The sequence below is a fragment of the Nocardia sp. BMG51109 genome (assembly GCF_000526215.1).
Taxonomy (GTDB): Bacteria; Actinomycetota; Actinomycetes; order Mycobacteriales; family Mycobacteriaceae; genus Nocardia.
Genome location: NZ_JAFQ01000004.1, coordinates 2,938,463 through 2,955,252, shown reverse-complemented (window position 1 = coordinate 2,955,252; position 16,790 = coordinate 2,938,463). Strand labels below are relative to the sequence as shown.

At 70.0% G+C, this 16,790-nt stretch carries 20 protein-coding genes; 12 read left to right on the top strand and 8 right to left on the bottom strand.

The features are described 5' to 3' along the window. Nucleotides 1–28 precede the first annotated feature (28 nt). From D892_RS0114925 to menE, 6 genes are all read left to right on the top strand, one after another. The gene (locus D892_RS0114925) at nt 29–922 is read left to right on the top strand and encodes a 1,4-dihydroxy-2-naphthoyl-CoA synthase (protein WP_024802007.1); all 894 of its coding nucleotides are present in this window, start codon (nt 29–31) and stop codon (nt 920–922) included. Nucleotides 923–1,021: 99 nt separating this feature from the next. Next, nucleotides 1,022–1,417, top strand: a complete 396-nt coding sequence (locus D892_RS0114920) for a VOC family protein (RefSeq protein ID WP_024802006.1) — start codon at nt 1,022–1,024, stop codon at nt 1,415–1,417. Between the two features lie 104 nt (nt 1,418–1,521). After that, nucleotides 1,522–2,832: an inorganic phosphate transporter gene (locus D892_RS0114915; RefSeq protein WP_024802005.1), complete on the top strand. Its 1,311-nt coding sequence runs from the start codon at nt 1,522–1,524 to the stop codon at nt 2,830–2,832. Continuing rightward, on the top strand, nt 2,832–3,146 hold the full coding sequence (locus D892_RS0114910; RefSeq protein WP_024802004.1) for a hypothetical protein: 315 nt from the start codon (nt 2,832–2,834) through the stop codon (nt 3,144–3,146). The genes D892_RS0114915 and D892_RS0114910 overlap by 1 nt, the downstream gene beginning before the upstream one ends. A gap of 90 nt (nt 3,147–3,236) precedes the next feature. Next, nucleotides 3,237–3,530 carry a DUF3349 domain-containing protein gene (locus D892_RS41190; protein ID WP_036568881.1) on the top strand — a complete coding sequence of 98 codons (294 nt, stop codon included), beginning with the start codon at nt 3,237–3,239 and terminating at the stop codon, nt 3,528–3,530. 104 nt (nt 3,531–3,634) lie between these two features. Further along, nucleotides 3,635–4,792, top strand: coding sequence for an o-succinylbenzoate--CoA ligase (gene menE / locus D892_RS0114900; protein WP_051499067.1), 1,158 nt, complete (start codon nt 3,635–3,637; stop codon nt 4,790–4,792). Here menE and D892_RS0114895 read toward each other — a convergent pair. After that, nucleotides 4,782–5,210, bottom strand: a complete 429-nt coding sequence (locus tag D892_RS0114895) for a TA system VapC family ribonuclease toxin (RefSeq protein ID WP_024802001.1) — start codon at nt 5,208–5,210, stop codon at nt 4,782–4,784. The genes menE and D892_RS0114895 overlap by 11 nt on opposite strands. Continuing rightward, the gene (locus D892_RS0114890) at nt 5,210–5,437 is read right to left on the bottom strand and encodes a hypothetical protein (RefSeq protein WP_024802000.1); all 228 of its coding nucleotides are present in this window, start codon (nt 5,435–5,437) and stop codon (nt 5,210–5,212) included. Before D892_RS0114890 ends, D892_RS0114895 begins: the two co-directional genes overlap by 1 nt. 123 nt (nt 5,438–5,560) lie before the next feature. Between D892_RS0114890 and D892_RS0114885 the strand changes: the two genes are divergently transcribed. After that, nucleotides 5,561–6,577 (top strand): daunorubicin resistance protein DrrA family ABC transporter ATP-binding protein, encoded by a 1,017-nt coding sequence (locus D892_RS0114885; protein ID WP_024801999.1) that lies wholly within the window; start codon nt 5,561–5,563, stop codon nt 6,575–6,577. 58 nt (nt 6,578–6,635) lie between these two features. Continuing rightward, complete coding sequence (locus tag D892_RS0114880) at nt 6,636–7,481, top strand: ABC transporter permease (RefSeq protein WP_024801998.1); 846 nt, start codon at nt 6,636–6,638, stop codon at nt 7,479–7,481. 53 nt (nt 7,482–7,534) lie between these two features. Here the strand turns inward: D892_RS0114880 and D892_RS0114875 are convergent, their stop codons facing one another. Next, a complete protein-coding gene (locus tag D892_RS0114875) occupies nt 7,535–10,975 on the bottom strand; it encodes a BTAD domain-containing putative transcriptional regulator (RefSeq protein ID WP_024801997.1) in 3,441 nt (1,146 codons plus the stop codon). A gap of 189 nt (nt 10,976–11,164) precedes the next feature. Between D892_RS0114875 and D892_RS0114870 the strand changes: the two genes are divergently transcribed. Then, on the top strand, nt 11,165–12,034 hold the full coding sequence (locus D892_RS0114870) for a 1,4-dihydroxy-2-naphthoate polyprenyltransferase (protein WP_024801996.1): 870 nt from the start codon (nt 11,165–11,167) through the stop codon (nt 12,032–12,034). Here D892_RS0114870 and D892_RS0114865 read toward each other — a convergent pair. The 4 genes from D892_RS0114865 to D892_RS0114850 form a co-directional block, all read right to left on the bottom strand. Then, on the bottom strand, nt 12,031–12,414 hold the full coding sequence (locus D892_RS0114865; protein WP_024801995.1) for a phage holin family protein: 384 nt from the start codon (nt 12,412–12,414) through the stop codon (nt 12,031–12,033). The two genes, D892_RS0114870 and D892_RS0114865, sit on opposite strands and share 4 nt — an antisense overlap. A gap of 68 nt (nt 12,415–12,482) precedes the next feature. Further along, nucleotides 12,483–13,094: a Clp protease N-terminal domain-containing protein gene (locus D892_RS0114860; RefSeq protein WP_024801994.1), complete on the bottom strand. Its 612-nt coding sequence runs from the start codon at nt 13,092–13,094 to the stop codon at nt 12,483–12,485. Continuing rightward, a complete protein-coding gene (locus tag D892_RS0114855; protein WP_024801993.1) occupies nt 13,094–13,315 on the bottom strand; it encodes a helix-turn-helix domain-containing protein in 222 nt (73 codons plus the stop codon). The genes D892_RS0114860 and D892_RS0114855 overlap by 1 nt, the downstream gene beginning before the upstream one ends. 172 nt (nt 13,316–13,487) lie before the next feature. Next, nucleotides 13,488–13,826: a DUF4229 domain-containing protein gene (locus tag D892_RS0114850; RefSeq protein WP_024801992.1), complete on the bottom strand. Its 339-nt coding sequence runs from the start codon at nt 13,824–13,826 to the stop codon at nt 13,488–13,490. Between the two features lie 237 nt (nt 13,827–14,063). Here D892_RS0114850 and D892_RS0114845 point away from each other — a divergent pair, with 237 nt between their 5' ends. Both D892_RS0114845 and D892_RS0114840 read left to right on the top strand, forming a co-directional pair. Continuing rightward, nucleotides 14,064–14,297, top strand: coding sequence for a BldC family transcriptional regulator (locus D892_RS0114845; RefSeq protein WP_024801991.1), 234 nt, complete (start codon nt 14,064–14,066; stop codon nt 14,295–14,297). Nucleotides 14,298–14,383: 86 nt separating this feature from the next. Beyond that, nucleotides 14,384–14,581: a hypothetical protein gene (locus tag D892_RS0114840; RefSeq protein ID WP_024801990.1), complete on the top strand. Its 198-nt coding sequence runs from the start codon at nt 14,384–14,386 to the stop codon at nt 14,579–14,581. Between the two features lie 256 nt (nt 14,582–14,837). On the opposite strand, the gene dapA is transcribed toward D892_RS0114840, so the two are convergent. Beyond that, nucleotides 14,838–15,761, bottom strand: coding sequence for a 4-hydroxy-tetrahydrodipicolinate synthase (gene dapA / locus D892_RS0114835; protein WP_024801989.1), 924 nt, complete (start codon nt 15,759–15,761; stop codon nt 14,838–14,840). A gap of 71 nt (nt 15,762–15,832) precedes the next feature. Between dapA and D892_RS0114830 the strand changes: the two genes are divergently transcribed. Then, nucleotides 15,833–16,777: a LysR substrate-binding domain-containing protein gene (locus tag D892_RS0114830; protein ID WP_024801988.1), complete on the top strand. Its 945-nt coding sequence runs from the start codon at nt 15,833–15,835 to the stop codon at nt 16,775–16,777. Nucleotides 16,778–16,790 lie beyond the last annotated feature (13 nt).

Genomic DNA, 16,790 nt, shown 5'->3' with positions numbered 1-16,790 from the left:
GCGGCGAGCGGTGCGCGAAGATGACACCGTGACGTTCAATGCGAAGCTGTGGGAGCCCGTCGCGGGGTTCGAGGACCTGACCGATATCACCTACCACCGGCACCTCGAGCAGGGCACGGTGCGCGTGGCATTCGACCGCCCGGAGGTGCGCAACGCCTTCCGCCCGCACACCGTCGACGAGCTGTACCGGGTGCTCGACCACGCGCGAATGACCTCGGACGTCGGCGCGGTCCTGCTCACCGGCAACGGCCCCAGCCCCAAGGACGGCGGGTGGGCGTTCTGCTCCGGCGGCGATCAGCGCATCCGCGGCCGCAGCGGATATCAGTACGCCAGCGGCGAGACCGCCGACACCGTGGACAGGGCGCGCGCGGGCCGGCTGCACATCCTGGAGGTGCAGCGGCTCATCCGATTCATGCCCAAGGTGGTGATCGCGCTGGTGAACGGCTGGGCCGCCGGCGGCGGGCACAGCCTGCACGTGGTCTGCGACCTGACGCTGGCGAGCCGCGAGCACGCCCGGTTCAAGCAGACCGATGCCGACGTGGGCAGCTTCGACGCCGGGTACGGCAGCGCCTACCTGGCGAAACTGGTCGGCCAGAAGTTCGCCCGCGAGATCTTCTTCCTCGGCCGCACCTACACCGCCGAGCAGATGCACCACATGGGCGCGGTGAACGCCGTCGTCGACCACGACCGGCTCGAGGACGAGGCCCTCGAATGGACCGCCGACATCCTGGGCAAATCGCCGCAGGCGCAGCGGATGCTGAAATACGCGTTCAACCTCACCGACGACGGTCTGGTCGGCCAGCAGCTGTTCGCGGGCGAGGCGACCCGCCTCGGCTACATGACCGACGAGGCGGTCGAGGGGCGCGACGCGTTTCTGGAGAAGCGCGAGCCCGACTGGTCGCCGTACCCCTGGTACTACTGACGCCGTAACCCCTGCGCTACCGGCCCTGCACCGCTGACTCGGTGGATTCCGGCCGAAAGCGCACCGGAACACCGGGGCACAGCACCTAGGCTCGGGGCCGTGGACATTCTCGGCAGCCGCGTCATCCTGCGACCGGCGGACTACGAGCGAACAGTGGCGTTCTATCGAGACGGGCTGGGATTGGCGATCGCGCGGGAGTATCCGGGCGGGACCGTTTTCTTCGCGGGTCAGTCGCTGATCGAGGTGGCCGCGCACGGTCGTCGCGCGGACGCGCCCACCGGCTTCGCGGGGGCGTTGTGGTTGCAGGTGCGCGACGCCGCCGCGGCGGAGGCGGAGTGCACGCTGCACGGAATCGCCATCGAGCGTGCGCCGGTGCGGGAACCCTGGGGCCTGATCGAGATGTGGATCAGCGATCCCGACGGGGTGCCGATCGTGGTGGTGGAGGTGCCCCCGGAACATCCGCTGCGCCGCGACAATCGACCGTCCAGGGACTGAGCAGCGGATCTCCGGCTACCCACGCCGGCCCGCCATTCGGTGTGGTCACGGCGCATTCGCGCCCGGTGGCGCACACCGTCGGGGCGATGCCGCACACTGGAGGCGTGACCGCCGAACTGCTGGTTCTGCTCATCGTGGTCGTCACCGCACTGGTCTTCGATTTCACGAACGGCTTCCACGACACCGCCAACGCGATGGCCACATCCATCGCCACGGGTGCGCTCGGACCGCGGACGGCGGTGCTGCTGTCCGGCGGGCTGAACCTGATCGGCGCATTTCTCAGCGTCGAGGTCGCGGCCACGGTGGCGGAGGGCATCGTCCGGCTGAACGGGGTCGGCGGTCCGGACCTGCTCGAGATCGTGTTCGCGGGGCTGGTCGGCGGCATCCTGTGGAACCTGCTGACCTGGCTGTTCGGCTTGCCGTCGAGTTCCTCGCACGCGCTGTTCGGCGGCCTCATCGGCGCGACGATCGCCGCGCTCGGCTGGAGCGGCGTGATCTGGTCGGCCGGGGAACAGGGCGTGCTGAACAAGATCGTGCTGCCGGCGGTGCTGGCCCCGGTGGTGGCGGCGCTGGTCGCCTCGATCGGTACCTGGCTGGTGTATCGCATCACCCGCGGCAGCGACGAGCGGATCGTGAACCGGGGGTTCCGCTGGGGACAGATCGGCTCGGCCTCGCTGGTGTCGCTGGCGCACGGCACCAACGACGCGCAGAAGACGATGGGCATCATCTTCCTGGCGCTGATCGCCTACGGGTCGCGCTCGCCGTCGGATCCGCTGCCGCTGTGGGTGATCGTTTCCTGCGCCGTGGCGATCGCGGCCGGAACGGCGCTCGGCGGCTGGCGCATCATCCGGACGCTGGGCCGGGGCCTGGTCGACATCACACCGCCGCAGGGCCTGGCCGCCGAATCCACCAGCGCGGCCATCATTCTCACCTCCGCGCACTTCGGCCTGCCGCTGTCGACGACGCAGACCGTGACCGGCGCGATCCTCGGCACCGGACTCGGCCGGCCGGGTGCGGAGGTGCGCTGGCCGGTGCTCGGCCGGATGGCGGTGGCGTGGGTGTTCACCCTGCCGCTGGCCGGATTGGCCGGTGCGATCTGCTGGGCACTGGCGCACGGCATCGGCGGATCGGCCGGCGTGCTGGTGGTATTCGCGCTGCTGCTGATGCTCGCGGCGTTCATGTGGCTGCGGGCGCGCCGTGCGCCGGTGCACGCGGGCAACGTCAACGACGAGTGGCGTTCGCGGCCGCCGCCCGCGGCACCCCCACCGCCCGAAGCGGCCCGGCCATCCGAACAGCAGACGCTTCCCGCGGAGCGGCAATCGTCGGAGCAGCAGCGAACGCCCGGAGACGCGACCCGCGACGGCGCGAGTTCGCAGCGGGATTCGTCGCATCGGGATTCGTCGAGGAGGACGTGATGAACACGGTGGTGCAGGTGTCGACCGAACTGTGGCGGGTCACGGTGGCGGCCCTCGTCTTCGGCGCGGGACTGCCCGCGATCTTCGCCCTCGGCGTCCGATTCCAATCGCATGCCACGACGGGCGCCGACGGCACCGCAACGACAGGCGCCGACGGCACCGCGACGGTCTCCCCCACCCGCCGCCGGGCGGCCACCGCGGCGGCCGCGCTGTGCTTCGCGGCGGTGCTGGCGGTGATCGTCGCGGCCGTGCTGTTCGTCGCCAAGGCATTTCTCGCCTCCCGCCTGGGCATCCATCTGTTCGGGCAGGGCTGACCGCCGGAAGGACAAGTCGTGACCAGTGATTCGTCACCCTCGCAGCCGCCGCGGCGGCCGGAACCGCTGCCGGCCGAGGACGAGAGGTCGATGCTGCGGCGGGTGATCGGCTGGCTGAAGGCCGGTTACCCGCAGGGCATCCCGCAGTCGGACTATGTGGCGCTGCTCGCCGTGCTGCACCGCCGCCTCACCGACTACGAGGTGCACCTGATCGTCGAGGAGCTGATCAGCGAGCGCGCCGGTGACGACGAGATCGCCCGGCACGAGATCGAGGACGCGATCGCCCGAGTTGCCAAGGAGCAGCCCGGCGAGGACGATATCGCCCGAGTGACCTCCCGGCTCGCCGCCGGTGGCTGGCCGCTGGCGACACCGACGTCGGACTGATTCCCTCGCCCTACTCCAGTGAAGGAAAGTGCGGACCCGCGCGCGGGTCGCCACCCCGACATGACACGATCACGAACGTGAGCAGCACCCTGCGGACCCTCCCCATGCCGACCGGTACCGCGGTGGGCGATATCCTGCCGCATCTCCGGGAAGCGTTGGCGGGCAACGGTCCGGCGTGGCTGCCGGTGCCCAGTGGCGACCGCCGGGAGTCGCACCGGCTGTCGAACGCCCTGGGTCCGGGCGAGCCCATCGACGACGACGTGGCGCTGGTGGTGACCACCTCGGGAACCACGGGCGTGCCGAAGGGCGCGATGCTCGGCGCGGCCGCCCTGCGGGCCAGCGGCGACGCCACCCACGAGCGGCTGGGCGGGCCGGGACAGTGGCTGCTGGCGCTGCCGACCCATCACATCGCCGGCTTGCAGGTATTGCTGCGCAGTATCCAGGCCGGAACCGAGCCGGTGGTGCTCGACGTCTCGGACGGATTCCTGCCGACCGGCCTGGCCCAGGCCGTCGCGACCATGACCGGCCCGCGCCGGTACACCTCGCTGGTGCCGACCCAGCTGATCAAGGCGCTCGACGAGCCCGCGGGCACGGAGGCGCTCGCCGCGCTGGACGCGGTGCTGATCGGCGGCGCGGCCACCCCGCCGCCGGTGCTGGCGCGCGCCCGCGCCGCGGGCATCAATGTCGTGCGCACCTACGGCATGAGCGAGACCTGCGGGGGCTGTGTCTACGAGGGCGTGCCGCTCACCGGCGCCGAGGTGCGCATCGAGGGCGGCCGGGTGCTGCTGGGCGGAGCCATGCTGGCCCAGGGCTACCGGGGGCTGCCCGATCATCCCGCCTTCGCCGAACCGGGCTGGTTCCGCACCGACGACGCCGGCGTGTTCGACGGCGGCGTCCTCAGCGTCAGCGGGCGCCTCGACGAGGCCATCACCACCGGCGGCCTGCTGGTGATCCCGCAGGTCGTGGAGGCCGTGCTGGCCACCCACCCGGCGGTCGGCGAGGCCGTCGTGCTGGGCCTGCCGGACGAGCGGCTGGGGCAGCGCGTGGCGGTGGCCGTGGTCCCCGCCGCCGGCGCACTGCCCACCCTCGACGAACTGCGCGCGCACGTGGCCGGTGAGCTGGACCCGACCGCCGCCCCCCGCGAACTGGCCGTGCTGGAAGAACTTCCGATGCGCGGGCCCGGCAAGCCGGACCGGACCGCCCTGCGCGAACGCCTGCTCGCCCATCCCCCGCACCGCGCCCAGGACCCGGTCAGTCGCTGAACGGATCGCGAACCGTGATGCCGGGATACTTCCGGAAATCCCGATCGCGGCTGTAGATCGTCGCCACGCCGTGCTCGTGCATCAACGCGACGATCACCGTGTCGGGCACGTCGTTGCCGCGGCCACCGCCGAGCTTGGTGTAGCAGTTCCAGAAGCTGTCGCCCTCCGCGACCAGGCGGACGGAGGGCGACGCCAGCAGCGCCTCGACGCCCCCGTGCGCGTCCGCGATCGGCAACGGCGCGGCACAGATCCGCGGATGCGTGACGATCCGCAGATAGCTCTGCAGCACGGGCCAGAACACCGTGGTCAATTCCGGACCGCGCAGCAACTCCCCTACCAGCGCGGCGGCCTTCGCGTGCACGGGGGAACTCGAATCCGAGGCATATACGAGGACGTTGGTGTCGACGGTGCGCGACATCAGTCGTCCGCGTCCAGGGCCTCGTTCAGTGCGTGCTTGTCGTCGATGTCGATGCGCAGCCCGAGGGCGGCGGTCGGCCAGGCGATGTCGGTGCGCGGCTGTTCCTCCTGGGCGAGCTGCCGCGCCAGCAACTCCGAGACCAGCTTCCCCATCGTCTTCCCCTCCCGTTTCTGACGGCGCTTGAGCTGCTCGAGCACCACCGCGTCGATATCGATGGTAGTTCGCACGCATCTGATGCTACTTCCACACGCATCAGATGTACAGCGGCGATCGCGGTGTAAGAGCGCCTTGCGCGGACGCGCAACAGCGACGCAAGGGGCATGCAAGAGCCGGGCCGCACAGTGTGTGACATGACTTCTCATGAACCCGCTGATGTCCTCGCCATCGAGGCGGACGGGCTGGTCAAGGTCTTCGGGGAACAGCGGGCCGTCGACGGCGTGAGCCTGACGGTGCCGCGGGGTGCCGTATACGGCGTGCTCGGTCCCAACGGAGCCGGCAAGACGACCACCATCCGCATGCTCGCCACGCTGCTGCGCCCCGACGGAGGCAGCGCCCGCATCTTCGGCCGCGACGTGGTGGCCGAACCGACCGCGGTGCGCTCCCTGATCGGGGTCACCGGACAGTACGCCTCGGTGGACGAAAAACTCAGCGCCACCGAGAATTTGACGATCTTCTCCCGCCTGCTCGGCCTGAGCCGGGCCGAGGCCAGGCGCAAGTCGGTCGAACTGCTGGAGGAGTTCGGGCTGACCGAGGCCGCGAGCAAGCCCCTGGAGAACTTCTCCGGCGGCATGCGGCGCCGGCTCGATCTGGCCGCCAGCCTGATCGCGACCCCGCCGCTGCTGTTTCTCGACGAGCCGACCACCGGCCTGGACCCGCGCACCCGCGCGCAGATGTGGGAGACCATCCGGCGCCTGGTCCGCGAGGGCGCGACGGTGCTGCTGACCACGCAGTACCTGGACGAGGCCGACCAACTGGCCGACCGGATCGCGGTGATCGACCGCGGCAAGGTGATCGCCGACGGCACCTCCGAGGAGCTGAAGGCCTCGGTCGGGCTCTCGTCGCTGCAACTGACCCTCGCCGAGCCCGAGCGCATCGAACAGGCGCGGGCGATCACCGGCGAATTCCTGTCCACCGCGGCCGGAAAGCTCGTCGAGGCCGGCATCACCCCCGAAGCCCGCCGGATCACCGCCCCGCTGAACGACCCGAGCGTCACCGCCGATCTGCTGATCCGGTTGCGCGACAACGATATCCGGGTCGACGAGATCAACGTCAGCAAGCCGAGCCTGGACGAGGTGTTCTTCGCGCTCACCGGGCACGGCGCCGAGAACGACACCGACACCGACAACTCCGAAAGGAGCGCGGCATGAGCGGTCAGGGCCCGGAGGCGGCAGCCCGCGTGACCACGGAGGAAAGGACAACAGCACGATGACCACCACCACGATGCCCGCACCCGCGCGCACCGGGCGGCACGCGGCACCCGCCGCGATTCCCGAGGTGAGCAACCACATTCCGTTCCGGCAGACGGTGGCGAATTCGTTCACCATGGCCTACCGGGGCATCCTGAAGATCAAACACAATCCGGAACAGCTGTTCGACGTCACGATCCAGCCGATCCTGTTCACCGCCCTGTTCGCCTACATCTTCGGCGGCGCCATCGGCGGCAGCGTGCAGGCGTACCTGCCCACGCTGATCCCGGGCATTCTGGTGCAGACCGTGGTCCTGACCTCGGTCGTCACCGGGACGCAGCTGCGCGAGGATATGGACAAGGGAGTGTTCGACCGCTTCAAATCCCTTCCGATCGCGCGTATTTCGGCCCTGTCGGGGGCACTGATCGCCGATATGGTGCGCTACGGCCTCGCCACCGTGCTCACCATCGTGGTCGGGCTGATCCTGGGCTACCGGCCCGACGGCGGGGTGCCCGGCGTCGTGGCCGCGGGCCTGGTCGTCGTGGTCTGCTCGTTCGCGGTCAGCTGGATCTGGGCGCTGGTCGGCGTCACCGGCAAGAGTGCCGCGTCGGTGCAGGGCATCTCGATGATGATCATGTTCCCGCTGACCTTCATGTCCGGCGCCTTCGTCTCGGTCGGCACCATGCCGGGCTGGCTGCAGGGATTGAACAAGGTCAACCCGATCTACTACATGGTCGACGCCTGCCGGGAGCTGATGAACACCAACAGCTACACCGGCAACCTGGCGTGGTGCCTGATCGGCTCGGCCGCGGTGATCGTGATCTTCGCGCCGCTGGCCCTGCGGGCCTACATGCGCCGGGCGTGAGCCCTACGGCCCCGACCGTGCCCGCCGACCGCGACAGCGGACGGCGGGCACGCTCATGCGCGCAGCTTCGGGGCGATGTCCCGGAGGATCTGCAGGATCCGGTTCGACGCCGCCCGCCGGTTCAGACCCGCGACGGCACGCAGCGCATCGTCCACCGCGTGCCCGCCGAGGGCCGCGCGATGCATCTCCAGGTGGCGGTTCCGCCGCATCGTCGGGCAGTCCTGACGGCCCACGACCTTCGCCGCCAAGGCCAGCAGGGTGAGGCCGGACGCCCGATCCACCTCGGCGGCAACGAGATACGAGCCCACCGCGCAGGCCACGGCGCCGACCTGCGGCAGATCCGGGAGCTGCGCCATCCGCTCCACCGCGATCTCGCTCAACTGCCGCGGCAGCGCCGGCACCTCGGATATCCGGCCGTAGAGAACGTGCGCGTCGAGCACGGCGCTGACCATCATGACGGCCCCGGGGCCGGGCGCGGCGATCTCGTCGGGCCACCCGTACAGTGCCAGGGTCCGCCGGTAGGCACGCAGGCCGTCGTCTATATCGCCCGCGGCGAGGTGGAATTCGGCGAAGCCCACGGTGACGGCCCCGCGGCGGCGGTTGGGCCGCGCCACCTCGTCGCCGAAATCCTGCTCGTCGCCGATCATTCCCGACGCGAGTTCCAACTCGTGCCTCGCCTCCTCCAGCCGACCGGCGCCGACCAGCGAAACGGCACGGAAACTGCGGATTTCCACGCTCTCCTCGTAGCACCGCAGACGCGCCAGCAGGTCCACGGCCCGGGCGTAGTGATCCGCCGACTCCTGGTAGCGCGCCGCCTGGGCGGACATCTGCCCCAGGTGCTGGCACGCCATCGATGTACCCCACACGTCGTGGTGACTGACGATGTCCAGCAATCGGTTCGCGTCCTGTATCGACCCGTACACGTCGCTGCCGTTCTCGCGCATGTTCGCGCGCAGCATCAACGCGACCGAGCGCACACCGTCGTCCGCGTCGCGGGCCCCGGCGGCCAGTACGCGCGCCAGCCGAGGAACATCGGGGTCGACACAGATGATCCGGCCGCAGTACCGCGCGATCGGGCTCAGTGGCGCCGCCACTCGCAGCAGGCGGCGGGCGCGCATCCGAACGGTAGCGACCGGGCGCAATCCCTCCTGCACGAACACCAGATGCATGCCGATCATCGCGTGGCTGAGCATCTGCAGATCCGCCGGCTCCGCGGCATCGCAGTCCGGCGGCACCACGGTGAGCACCCGCGGCGCCCAGCTCACCAGCTCCATGTGCGCACCGCGCATCACCCAGAGCATCGCGGCGATCGGAAATACGGCGTACACCGTCGGGGCGTCACGGTGATCGAGCGCATAACGCAGCACGGTGAGCAGGTTGTCCAGGTCGGCGGCGACCGCCAGCACCACCGGCACCTGCTCGTCGGTCGGATACCGCCGCGCGGCGTCGAAGGCGAATTCCCGTGCCCAGCCGCACATCCGGTCCATCACGAGATCGGCTTCCCCGGACGCGACCAGTCGTTCCTCGCCGAACTCCCGGACCGTCTCCAGCATGCGGTACCGGGTCGGAATCTCGTCGTCGTCGGCGAGCACGCTCAGCAGTGACTGACTCACCAGCCCCTCGACCGCGGCGCCCGGATCGAGCACGTCGCTGCCGCCTGCCACGGATTCCGCGGCGGCGAGGGTGAATCCGGCCGGGAACCGGCACAGCCGCAGCAAGGCCGTCTGCTGTTCGGGGTCGAGCAGATTCCAGCTCCACTCGATCACGGCGTGCAGCGTCCGGTGACGTTCGGGCGAGGTGCGATCGCCGCTGCGCAGCAACGTGAACCGGTGTTCGAGCCGGGACTCGATCTCCTCGACGCTCATGGTGCGCACCCGTGCCGCCGCGAGTTCGATGGCCAGCGGCAGGCCGTCCAGGGTGCGGCACAGCCGGGCGACGATATCGGGGTCCAGGCGCACCGACGGGCGCACCGCTCGTGCTCGCGCCGCGAACAGGTCGGTGGCCGGCGAGTCGCGGGCGCCGATCGCCAACGGCGGCAACGGATACACGGTCTCGGCGGTGATCGCCAGCGGTGCGCGGCTGGTGGTGAGCACGGTCAACCGGTCGCAGGCGCCGACCAGGTCGGCGACCACCTCGGCGACCGCGTCGATCAGGTGTTCGCAATTGTCCAGGATCAGCAGCATCGGCCGCAGCGACAACGCTTCCCGCACCCTGCGCCGGGCATCGACCTCCTGATTCGGCCGCAGAACCCGGATCTCCCGGGAGTATTCGTTCACCCCCAGGGTGGCGCCGATGGCGGCCTCGATCTCGGCGCAGGTGGCCGCCAATCCGTCGGGATCGACGCGCAACGACGCCAGTTCGACCAGGACCACGGCCTGCTCCGCACCCACCCGGGTACCCAATTCGTTGGCCACACGGGTCTTTCCGGTACCGCCGGGGCCGAGCACGGTGGTCACCCGCGAGTTTCGCAACAGGCGTTCGAGTGCGTCGAGGTCCCCCTCGCGGCCCAGCAGCGGATTGGGGGCGGCCCGCAACCCGATCACCGAAAGCAGCGGCGGCGCGGCCGGTTCCGCGGGAATGCCGTCATCCACCGCATCGAGTCCGTGCTGCGCCGAAGCCACCTGCTGGGCGGGGTTGCGGGTACCGGCGGATCGTGTCGCCTGTCCGGCACCGGCCAGCCGCTCGCCGCGCAGAATCGCGGTATTCAGTTCGACGAGGGCCGGGCCGGGATCGGTGCCGAGCTCGTCGGCCAGCCTCCTGCGCACTGTCGCAAAGACTTCCAGCGCCTCGCTGGTGCGGCCGTCGGCGGCGAGCAGACGCATCAGGGTGGCCTGCGCGGGCTCGTCCAACGACGCGGACGCGGCGGCCCTGCGCGCGACGGCAATGGCGCCGGCGAGGTCGCCCGCCATCTCTCGGGCGGTCAGTTCCAGCAGGTCCAGGGCGTTCCACCGCGCCGCCGCCAGCTCGCCCAGCTCGTCGGCGACCGGCCCGGGCGGCAGATCGGACCCCGGCTCCGCCCGCCACAGTGCGCGCGCCCGCGCGACCCTGTCCAGGCAGCCCTTCCCGTCGGCGCCCTCGAGCAGTTCCCGGGCCTGACGTTCCAGGAGCCGAACCAGCGTGAGGTCGATCCGGTCCTCGGCCAAGGCCAGCCGGTATCCGGCCGGTCCGACCTCCAGCGCACCGTCCGGTAGCGCCGACCGCAGTCGCGAGACCTGCGTGTGCAGTGCGTTCATCGGCGCGCGCGGTGGCTGCTCGCCCCAGACGTCGTCGATCAGCGCCTGCGCGCTGCGGCTGCGGCCCGGGCGCATGGCCAATGCGGCGAGCAGCAACCGTGCGCGGGCCCCGGGTACCGCGGCGAGGTCGCCGTCGCGGCACAAGGCGATCTCGCCGAGCAGGGCCACGTCGACGGACGATCCGGGCAGGCTGCCGCCCCGGTCCGTGCCGGGCCGGGTATGCGTTCCGGCGCCTACGGAGCCGTTGTGATCAGGAAACATGCCGTCGCAATCGTATGTGGCCAGTCGACCGATTATCGGGTCCGCGACAGTGGGGTGCTCAGCTCTGTTCATTGTGCGCCCGCCCCTTCGTGCATCTTGTCCGATATATCGGAATAATATTAGCGATAGTCGTGGTGATGGTCCAGCGCGGCCGGTTGCCGAGCCCCGGCCGCGCATTAGGCTTCGACCATGGCAAGTGCTGCACAATGGCTCGAAGGCGCCCGTCCGCGCACCCTTCCCAATGCGATCGCCCCGGTTCTGGTGGGCACCGGCGCGGCCGCCTCACTGGACGGCCTGGTGTGGTGGAAGGCGCTGCTGAGCCTGCTGGTGTCGCTGGCGCTGATCATCGGGGTCAACTACGCCAACGACTACTCCGACGGCGTCCGCGGCACCGACGACGAGCGGGTCGGGCCGCTGCGGCTGGTCGGTTCGGGGGTGGCGAGCCCGGGCTCCGTGCGCGCCGCCGCGGTCGCGAGCCTCACCGTGGCCGCGGTGATCGGCCTGGTGCTGGTGTTCACCACGGCGTGGTGGCTGCTGCTGATCGGCGCGGCCTGCCTCGCCGGGGCGTGGTTCTATACCGGCGGCGCGAAGCCGTACGGCTACAGCGGTTTCGGCGAGATCGCGGTATTCGTCTTCTTCGGCCTGATCGCGGTGCTGGGCACCGAGTTCGTGCAGGCCGAGCGGATCGACTGGGCCGGACTGGCCGGCGCGGTGGCGGTCGGCGCGTTCTCCAGCGCGGTACTGGTCACCAACAACCTGCGCGATATCCCGACCGATTCGGTGACCGGCAAGACCACGCTGGCCGTGCGCCTGGGCGACACCCGCACCCGCACGCTGCACCTGGTGCTGCTGGTGGCCCCGTTCGCGGCCTCGCTGCTGCTGGTGCTGCGCACCCCGTGGGCGCTGGCCGGGCTGCTGGCCGTTCCGCTCGCGGTGCGCTCGAACGCGCCCGTGCGCGGCGGGGAGAACGGCCCCGGCCTGATCCCGTCGCTGCGGGACACCGGCCTGGCCATGCTGGCCTGGTCGATCCTCACGGGGCTCGCGCTGGGGATCGGCTAGTCCTTGTCGGGCACCAGGATGCCGAGGATCCAGTTGACCAGGGTGATGATGATCGCGCCGAATACCGCCCCCCAGAAGCCGTGCACGCGCAGGCCGTAGTCGGTGGTTTCGGTGATCTTCGCGGTCAACCACAGCATCAGGGCGTTGATCACCAGCAGGAACAGACCCAGGGTGACGATCACCAGCGGCAGTGACAGCAGCTTCACGATCGGCTTCACCAGGGCGTTCACCAATCCGAAGACGATCGCGACGGCGAGCACCACGACGATCTTCGCGCCGGTGCCCTGGTCCGCCGGACTGACCAGGTCGATATCGGTGACCCAGGCGGCGGCGAGCCAGATCGCGACCGCGTTGATGATCAGGCGTAGCAAGAGGGCCATGGCGACATGCTAATGGCCGCCCCGCTCGAAGACCGGGCGTAGCGGCCACCGCGTGGCCGGATACGTCGTCAGGCCGCCCGATCGAGCAGGTCGTGCACGGCGCGGCGCACCGCGTCGGCGCCGTCCGCACCACCGAGAATTTCGCGGGTCACGTCGTTCGACGCACGCAGCAGGCCGAGCAGCACATGCCCCGCCTCGATGCGATCGTCGCCGCGCGAGAGCGCCTCGCGCAGCGACAGTTCCAGCGTCTTCTTCGCCCCCTGGGTGAACGGGATGTGGCCGAAGCTCATGCTGCCGCCGAGCCGGAACCGGCCGCGGCGCGGTCGTTCCTCGGCCGGAACGGCGCGCTCCAGCGCGTCCTCGCCGAAGGTGGCCTCCAGGCTTTCCCGGACGGCATCCAGATCGATGCCGATGGAGCGCAGGGCGGCGGCGTCCTCCTCGCCGAGCGGCTCGCCCGTCGGCTCCGGATCGCCACCGGTTCGGTTGCGGCGCAGGATCTCCCGCACACCTTCGGCGGTAATGCCGTTGTCGGACAGCACCTTTCGCAATCCCCCATCGGGACATACGGTGAGTCCGAGCAGCAGGTACTCGACATCGATGGTCGGAGCGCGCAGTTCGCGCGCCTCCTCCTGCGCCACGACGACCGCGTAACGCGCCGGCTTCGCAAATCTTTCGAACATCAGCGGATGCCGCCTCTCCGGTTGTACTTCTGATGGACCGCCTGGCGGCTGACCTCGAGCGCGTCGGCGATCGCCTGCCAGGACCAGCCCTGCTCGCGGGCATTGGCCACCTGGATCGCCTCCAGCCGTTCGAGCAACCGGCGCAGTGCCAGCACCGCGCGCAGCCCGACCCTGGGGTCCGGGCTGCCGGCGGCCGCCGCCAGCGTTGTCGCTTCACTCATGAACGTCAATTACGTTGACACTCGCGGGTCGTCAACAAAAATTGACATGGCATCGGGATGTGTTCGCCACCAGCGAAAGCACGACTCGAACCCGGGGCGGCCACGCCCTCGGGAAACCGGAGGAGCGAGCGCCGGCGACCCGCCGCGCTCGATGCCGGTTACGAGCGGATATCTACCGCGACTCCTCGCCGCGCATGCGGGCCCGCAGCCGCGCCTTGTCGGTGCGGCGCTTCTCGTCGACGGCCGCGATATCCGCGTTCACCCGGGCGCGCAGCCGCTTGAACAACACCAGCGACAACGGCAGCGCCACGATCAGCGCGAACAGCAGCGCGACGATCAGCGGGATCTCCACGCTCAGCAAATGCGCCAGCACCATGATGACGGCAGCGATGACCGCAACCAGCAGCAGCCGGGCAAGGGTGTAGAGAACCAGGTTGCGCGCCAGCCGCCGACCCGCCGAGGCCGGGGCACGGTCGGCCGGTGCGGCGTCCGGTCGGGATGCGTCACTCACATCGACCAGCCTAAGCGACCACAGGACTGGACCACCGACCTGCCCGACGCTCCGATACGTCCGGATCGCTGAGAATTCGCTGGACAACGGCCACCCGCCCGATTCCAAGCCGTACGCATATCCGATTTGTCTATTACTTCCCCTTTACCAAAGTTAGATCGTTCGAGTACCTGGGGGTGTCGGTGCAACGATGTCGCTATCTGATGAGGGAACTGTCGATTACGGAAAGGTTTGCGAATGACTGCGATCACCGCGGCGAGCCGCACGTTGGGTTCCGTCAACGGCCAGGAGAGCCTCCTGACCCCCGGCCAGGTAGCCGCCCTGTTCCACGTCGATCCGAAGACCGTCACCCGCTGGGCGCATGCCGGGCGCCTGGGTTCGCTGCGTACTCCGGGCGGCCATCGCCGTTTCCGTGAGTCCGAGGTGATGCAGCTGCTGAAGTCCCTGACGACGGAGGCGACTCGCGCCTGACGGGCACAGCCTGACCGCCCGTTTCGAATGTCGACGGTGCCGCAGGTACGGACACGGATTACTCTCGATGGCAGGAGGTGAGTGACGTGACGTACCTGTTGGCACTCATCGCGGTCGTAGCCGTCGCGGTGCTGTGCTGGAAGGCGTTCGGACCGGAAGGGTCCCGCCGCATCGGTTCCGGCTCCGACCGACGCAATCGCGTTGTCGGCCCCGACGACGACCCCGAATTTCTCTGGCGGATCTCCCGCCAACATCGTGACGGCGATCCCGGATCGGATCGCTGACCACCGGTAACTGCGCGACGCCGCCCGCACGACCAGCAGGAACACGTCGCTGACGAGCTTCCGTATGGGCGCTACCGAGAAACCTCGGTGCGCGTTGGGAGCATGTCGCTCCCCGGTGTAGCGCCCTGGGCAGGGTGATCATCCGGGGAGGCAGGGTTGCGCCCTAGCCGTCAACCCGCCCTCACTCCGAGTTCATCGGACCCGAGGCGCCCACCGCTCGGCTCGAGGAGAGATGCCCGACCCGATGCCGGTTGCTTTACCTTCGGAAATCCACAGCGCCGGCCACTGCACCGGCCGGGGCGATGTCACTACCGTCCAGGGCATCGAGCGCGGCGGCGACCGCCGCGTCGGTGGCCGGAAGCAACGGCAGCCGGACCGCCGGGCTCGGGATGCGGCCCTGCGCTGCCAGAACTCCCTTGACCACAACGGGATTGGGCTCGGCGAACATCGCCTCCGACAGCGGCGTCAACAGGTTGCCGAGGCGCCTCGCCCGGTCGACCGAGCCGTCGCGCCAAGCGGCCACCAGCTCCACATATCCGGACGGAGCGACATTCGCGCCGGCCAGGATGGCCCCGGAGGCACCGAGTGCCAGCATCGGCGGGGCGTAGAGATCGTCCCCGCACAGCACGGCGACATCGTCCGGGCAGTTGCACAGGAACGCCATGGTGGCGGCGTCCATCCCGCCGACCGCGTGCTTGAACCCGGCGATCCCGGGCAGCGCGGCCAGGCGGCGCAGCGTATCGGCGCCGAGCGTGCGGCCGGTGCGATACGGAATGTTGTAGACCAGCAGCGGCACCGGGCTCGCGGCGGCCAGCCGGCGGAAGTGTTCCACCACACCGTCTTCGGACGGGCGGGTGTAGTACGGGACGACGACCAGTGCGGCGGAGATCCGCGGATCGAGCGCGGCCAGTTCCTGCGTCGAGGCGGCCGTCGAATTGGACCCCGTCCCGGCGATGAGCGGAACCCCGCGCTCCTGGCACACGGTGGCGGAGATATCGATGACGCGGCGGCGCTCGTCGCCGGTCAGGGTGGCGGGTTCGCCGGTCGTGCCCAGTGCGACGAGCCCCGCGGCCCCCGCGTCGAGCGCCTCGTGGGCCAGTCGTTCCAGTGCCTCGGACGCCAGCTCGCCGGTCGTGGTGAACGGCGTGACGAGCGGGACGAACAGGCCGGTGAGCGTCATGGCACCAGGTTGACCCATGCCGGGCCTTTACGTCTATTTCAGGTTTCTGCATAGGAGCATAAGATGAACTGATGCTCGATGTCCGACGCCTGCGACTGCTGCGTGAACTGGCGCAGCGCGGAACGATAGCGGCCGTCGCCGAGGCGCTGGCCTACACCCCCTCGGCTGTCTCCCAGCAGCTGTCCGCGCTCGAACGGGAGGCCGGGGTGCCGCTGCTGGAGCGGACCGGCCGCAGCGTCCGGCTCACACCCGCGGCACTGCGATTGGCCGACCATGCCGAAGCCATTCTCGCGGTGCTGGAGCAGGCGTCCGCCGAACTCGCCGACGGCCGAACCGCACTCAGCGGACCCCTGCGCATCGGCGCCTTCGCGACCGCGGTGCGGACGATCCTGTCGCCGGCGCTGGTGGCGCTGAGCCGGGAGCACCCCGGCCTGGAACTGTTCGTCTCCGAACTGGATCCGGCGAACACCCCGGCCGCCCTGCGCGCCGAATCGCTCGATATCGCGCTGGTTCAGGAATACGACTATGTCCCGACAGCGACCGAAACCGGTTTGGACACAGAACCTTTCCTGGAGGAAACGGTGTACCTGGCGGCGCGGTCGACCGAACCTCTTGCCGCACACCGCCGTTCCTCGTGGATCGCCGGAACACCGGGCACGCTGTGCCATCTGATGACCGTACGAGCATGTGAGGCAGCGGGTTTCACCCCGCATATCCGGCATCATTCCGACGATTTCGGCACCGTCCTCGCCCTGGTGGCCGCCGGCCAGGGCGTCGCCTTCGTCCCGCTGCTCGGCGCGCTCGACATCCCGGACGAGGTCATCCTCACCGCGCTCCCGACCCGCCGCCGCACCCGCCTCGCCTACCGCCGCGGCACCGGATCGCACCCGGCCATCGCCGCCGCCCGCGGCGCCCTGCACACCGCCTGCTCGACGATTCCGGCGATAAAGGCCGGCCGTCAGCCGCACGGTCGCGGCGCCGCCCGCCGTCGCCACGACCTATTCGACAAGGAATGACCAGGCAGAACAT

Bases quoted from the DNA above. Each gene is read 5' to 3' on its own strand.
- D892_RS0114910 (WP_024802004.1), top strand. From the start codon at position 2,832: ATGAACACGGTGGTGCAGGTGTCGACCGAACTGTGGCGGGTCACGGTG.
- D892_RS41190 (WP_036568881.1), top strand. From the start codon at position 3,237: ATGCTGCGGCGGGTGATCGGCTGGCTGAAGGCCGGTTACCCGCAGGGC.
- menE (WP_051499067.1), top strand. From the start codon at position 3,635: ATGCCGACCGGTACCGCGGTGGGCGATATCCTGCCGCATCTCCGGGAA.
- D892_RS0114895 (WP_024802001.1), bottom strand. From the start codon at position 5,210: ATGTCGCGCACCGTCGACACCAACGTCCTCGTATATGCCTCGGATTCG.
- D892_RS0114885 (WP_024801999.1), top strand. From the start codon at position 5,561: ATGACTTCTCATGAACCCGCTGATGTCCTCGCCATCGAGGCGGACGGG.
- D892_RS0114880 (WP_024801998.1), top strand. From the start codon at position 6,636: ATGACCACCACCACGATGCCCGCACCCGCGCGCACCGGGCGGCACGCG.
- D892_RS0114875 (WP_024801997.1), bottom strand. From the start codon at position 10,975: ATGTTTCCTGATCACAACGGCTCCGTAGGCGCCGGAACGCATACCCGG.
- D892_RS0114870 (WP_024801996.1), top strand. From the start codon at position 11,165: ATGGCAAGTGCTGCACAATGGCTCGAAGGCGCCCGTCCGCGCACCCTT.
- D892_RS0114865 (WP_024801995.1), bottom strand. From the start codon at position 12,414: ATGGCCCTCTTGCTACGCCTGATCATCAACGCGGTCGCGATCTGGCTC.
- D892_RS0114860 (WP_024801994.1), bottom strand. From the start codon at position 13,094: ATGTTCGAAAGATTTGCGAAGCCGGCGCGTTACGCGGTCGTCGTGGCG.
- D892_RS0114855 (WP_024801993.1), bottom strand. From the start codon at position 13,315: ATGAGTGAAGCGACAACGCTGGCGGCGGCCGCCGGCAGCCCGGACCCC.
- D892_RS0114845 (WP_024801991.1), top strand. From the start codon at position 14,064: ATGACTGCGATCACCGCGGCGAGCCGCACGTTGGGTTCCGTCAACGGC.
- dapA (WP_024801989.1), bottom strand. From the start codon at position 15,761: ATGACGCTCACCGGCCTGTTCGTCCCGCTCGTCACGCCGTTCACCACG.
- D892_RS0114830 (WP_024801988.1), top strand. From the start codon at position 15,833: ATGCTCGATGTCCGACGCCTGCGACTGCTGCGTGAACTGGCGCAGCGC.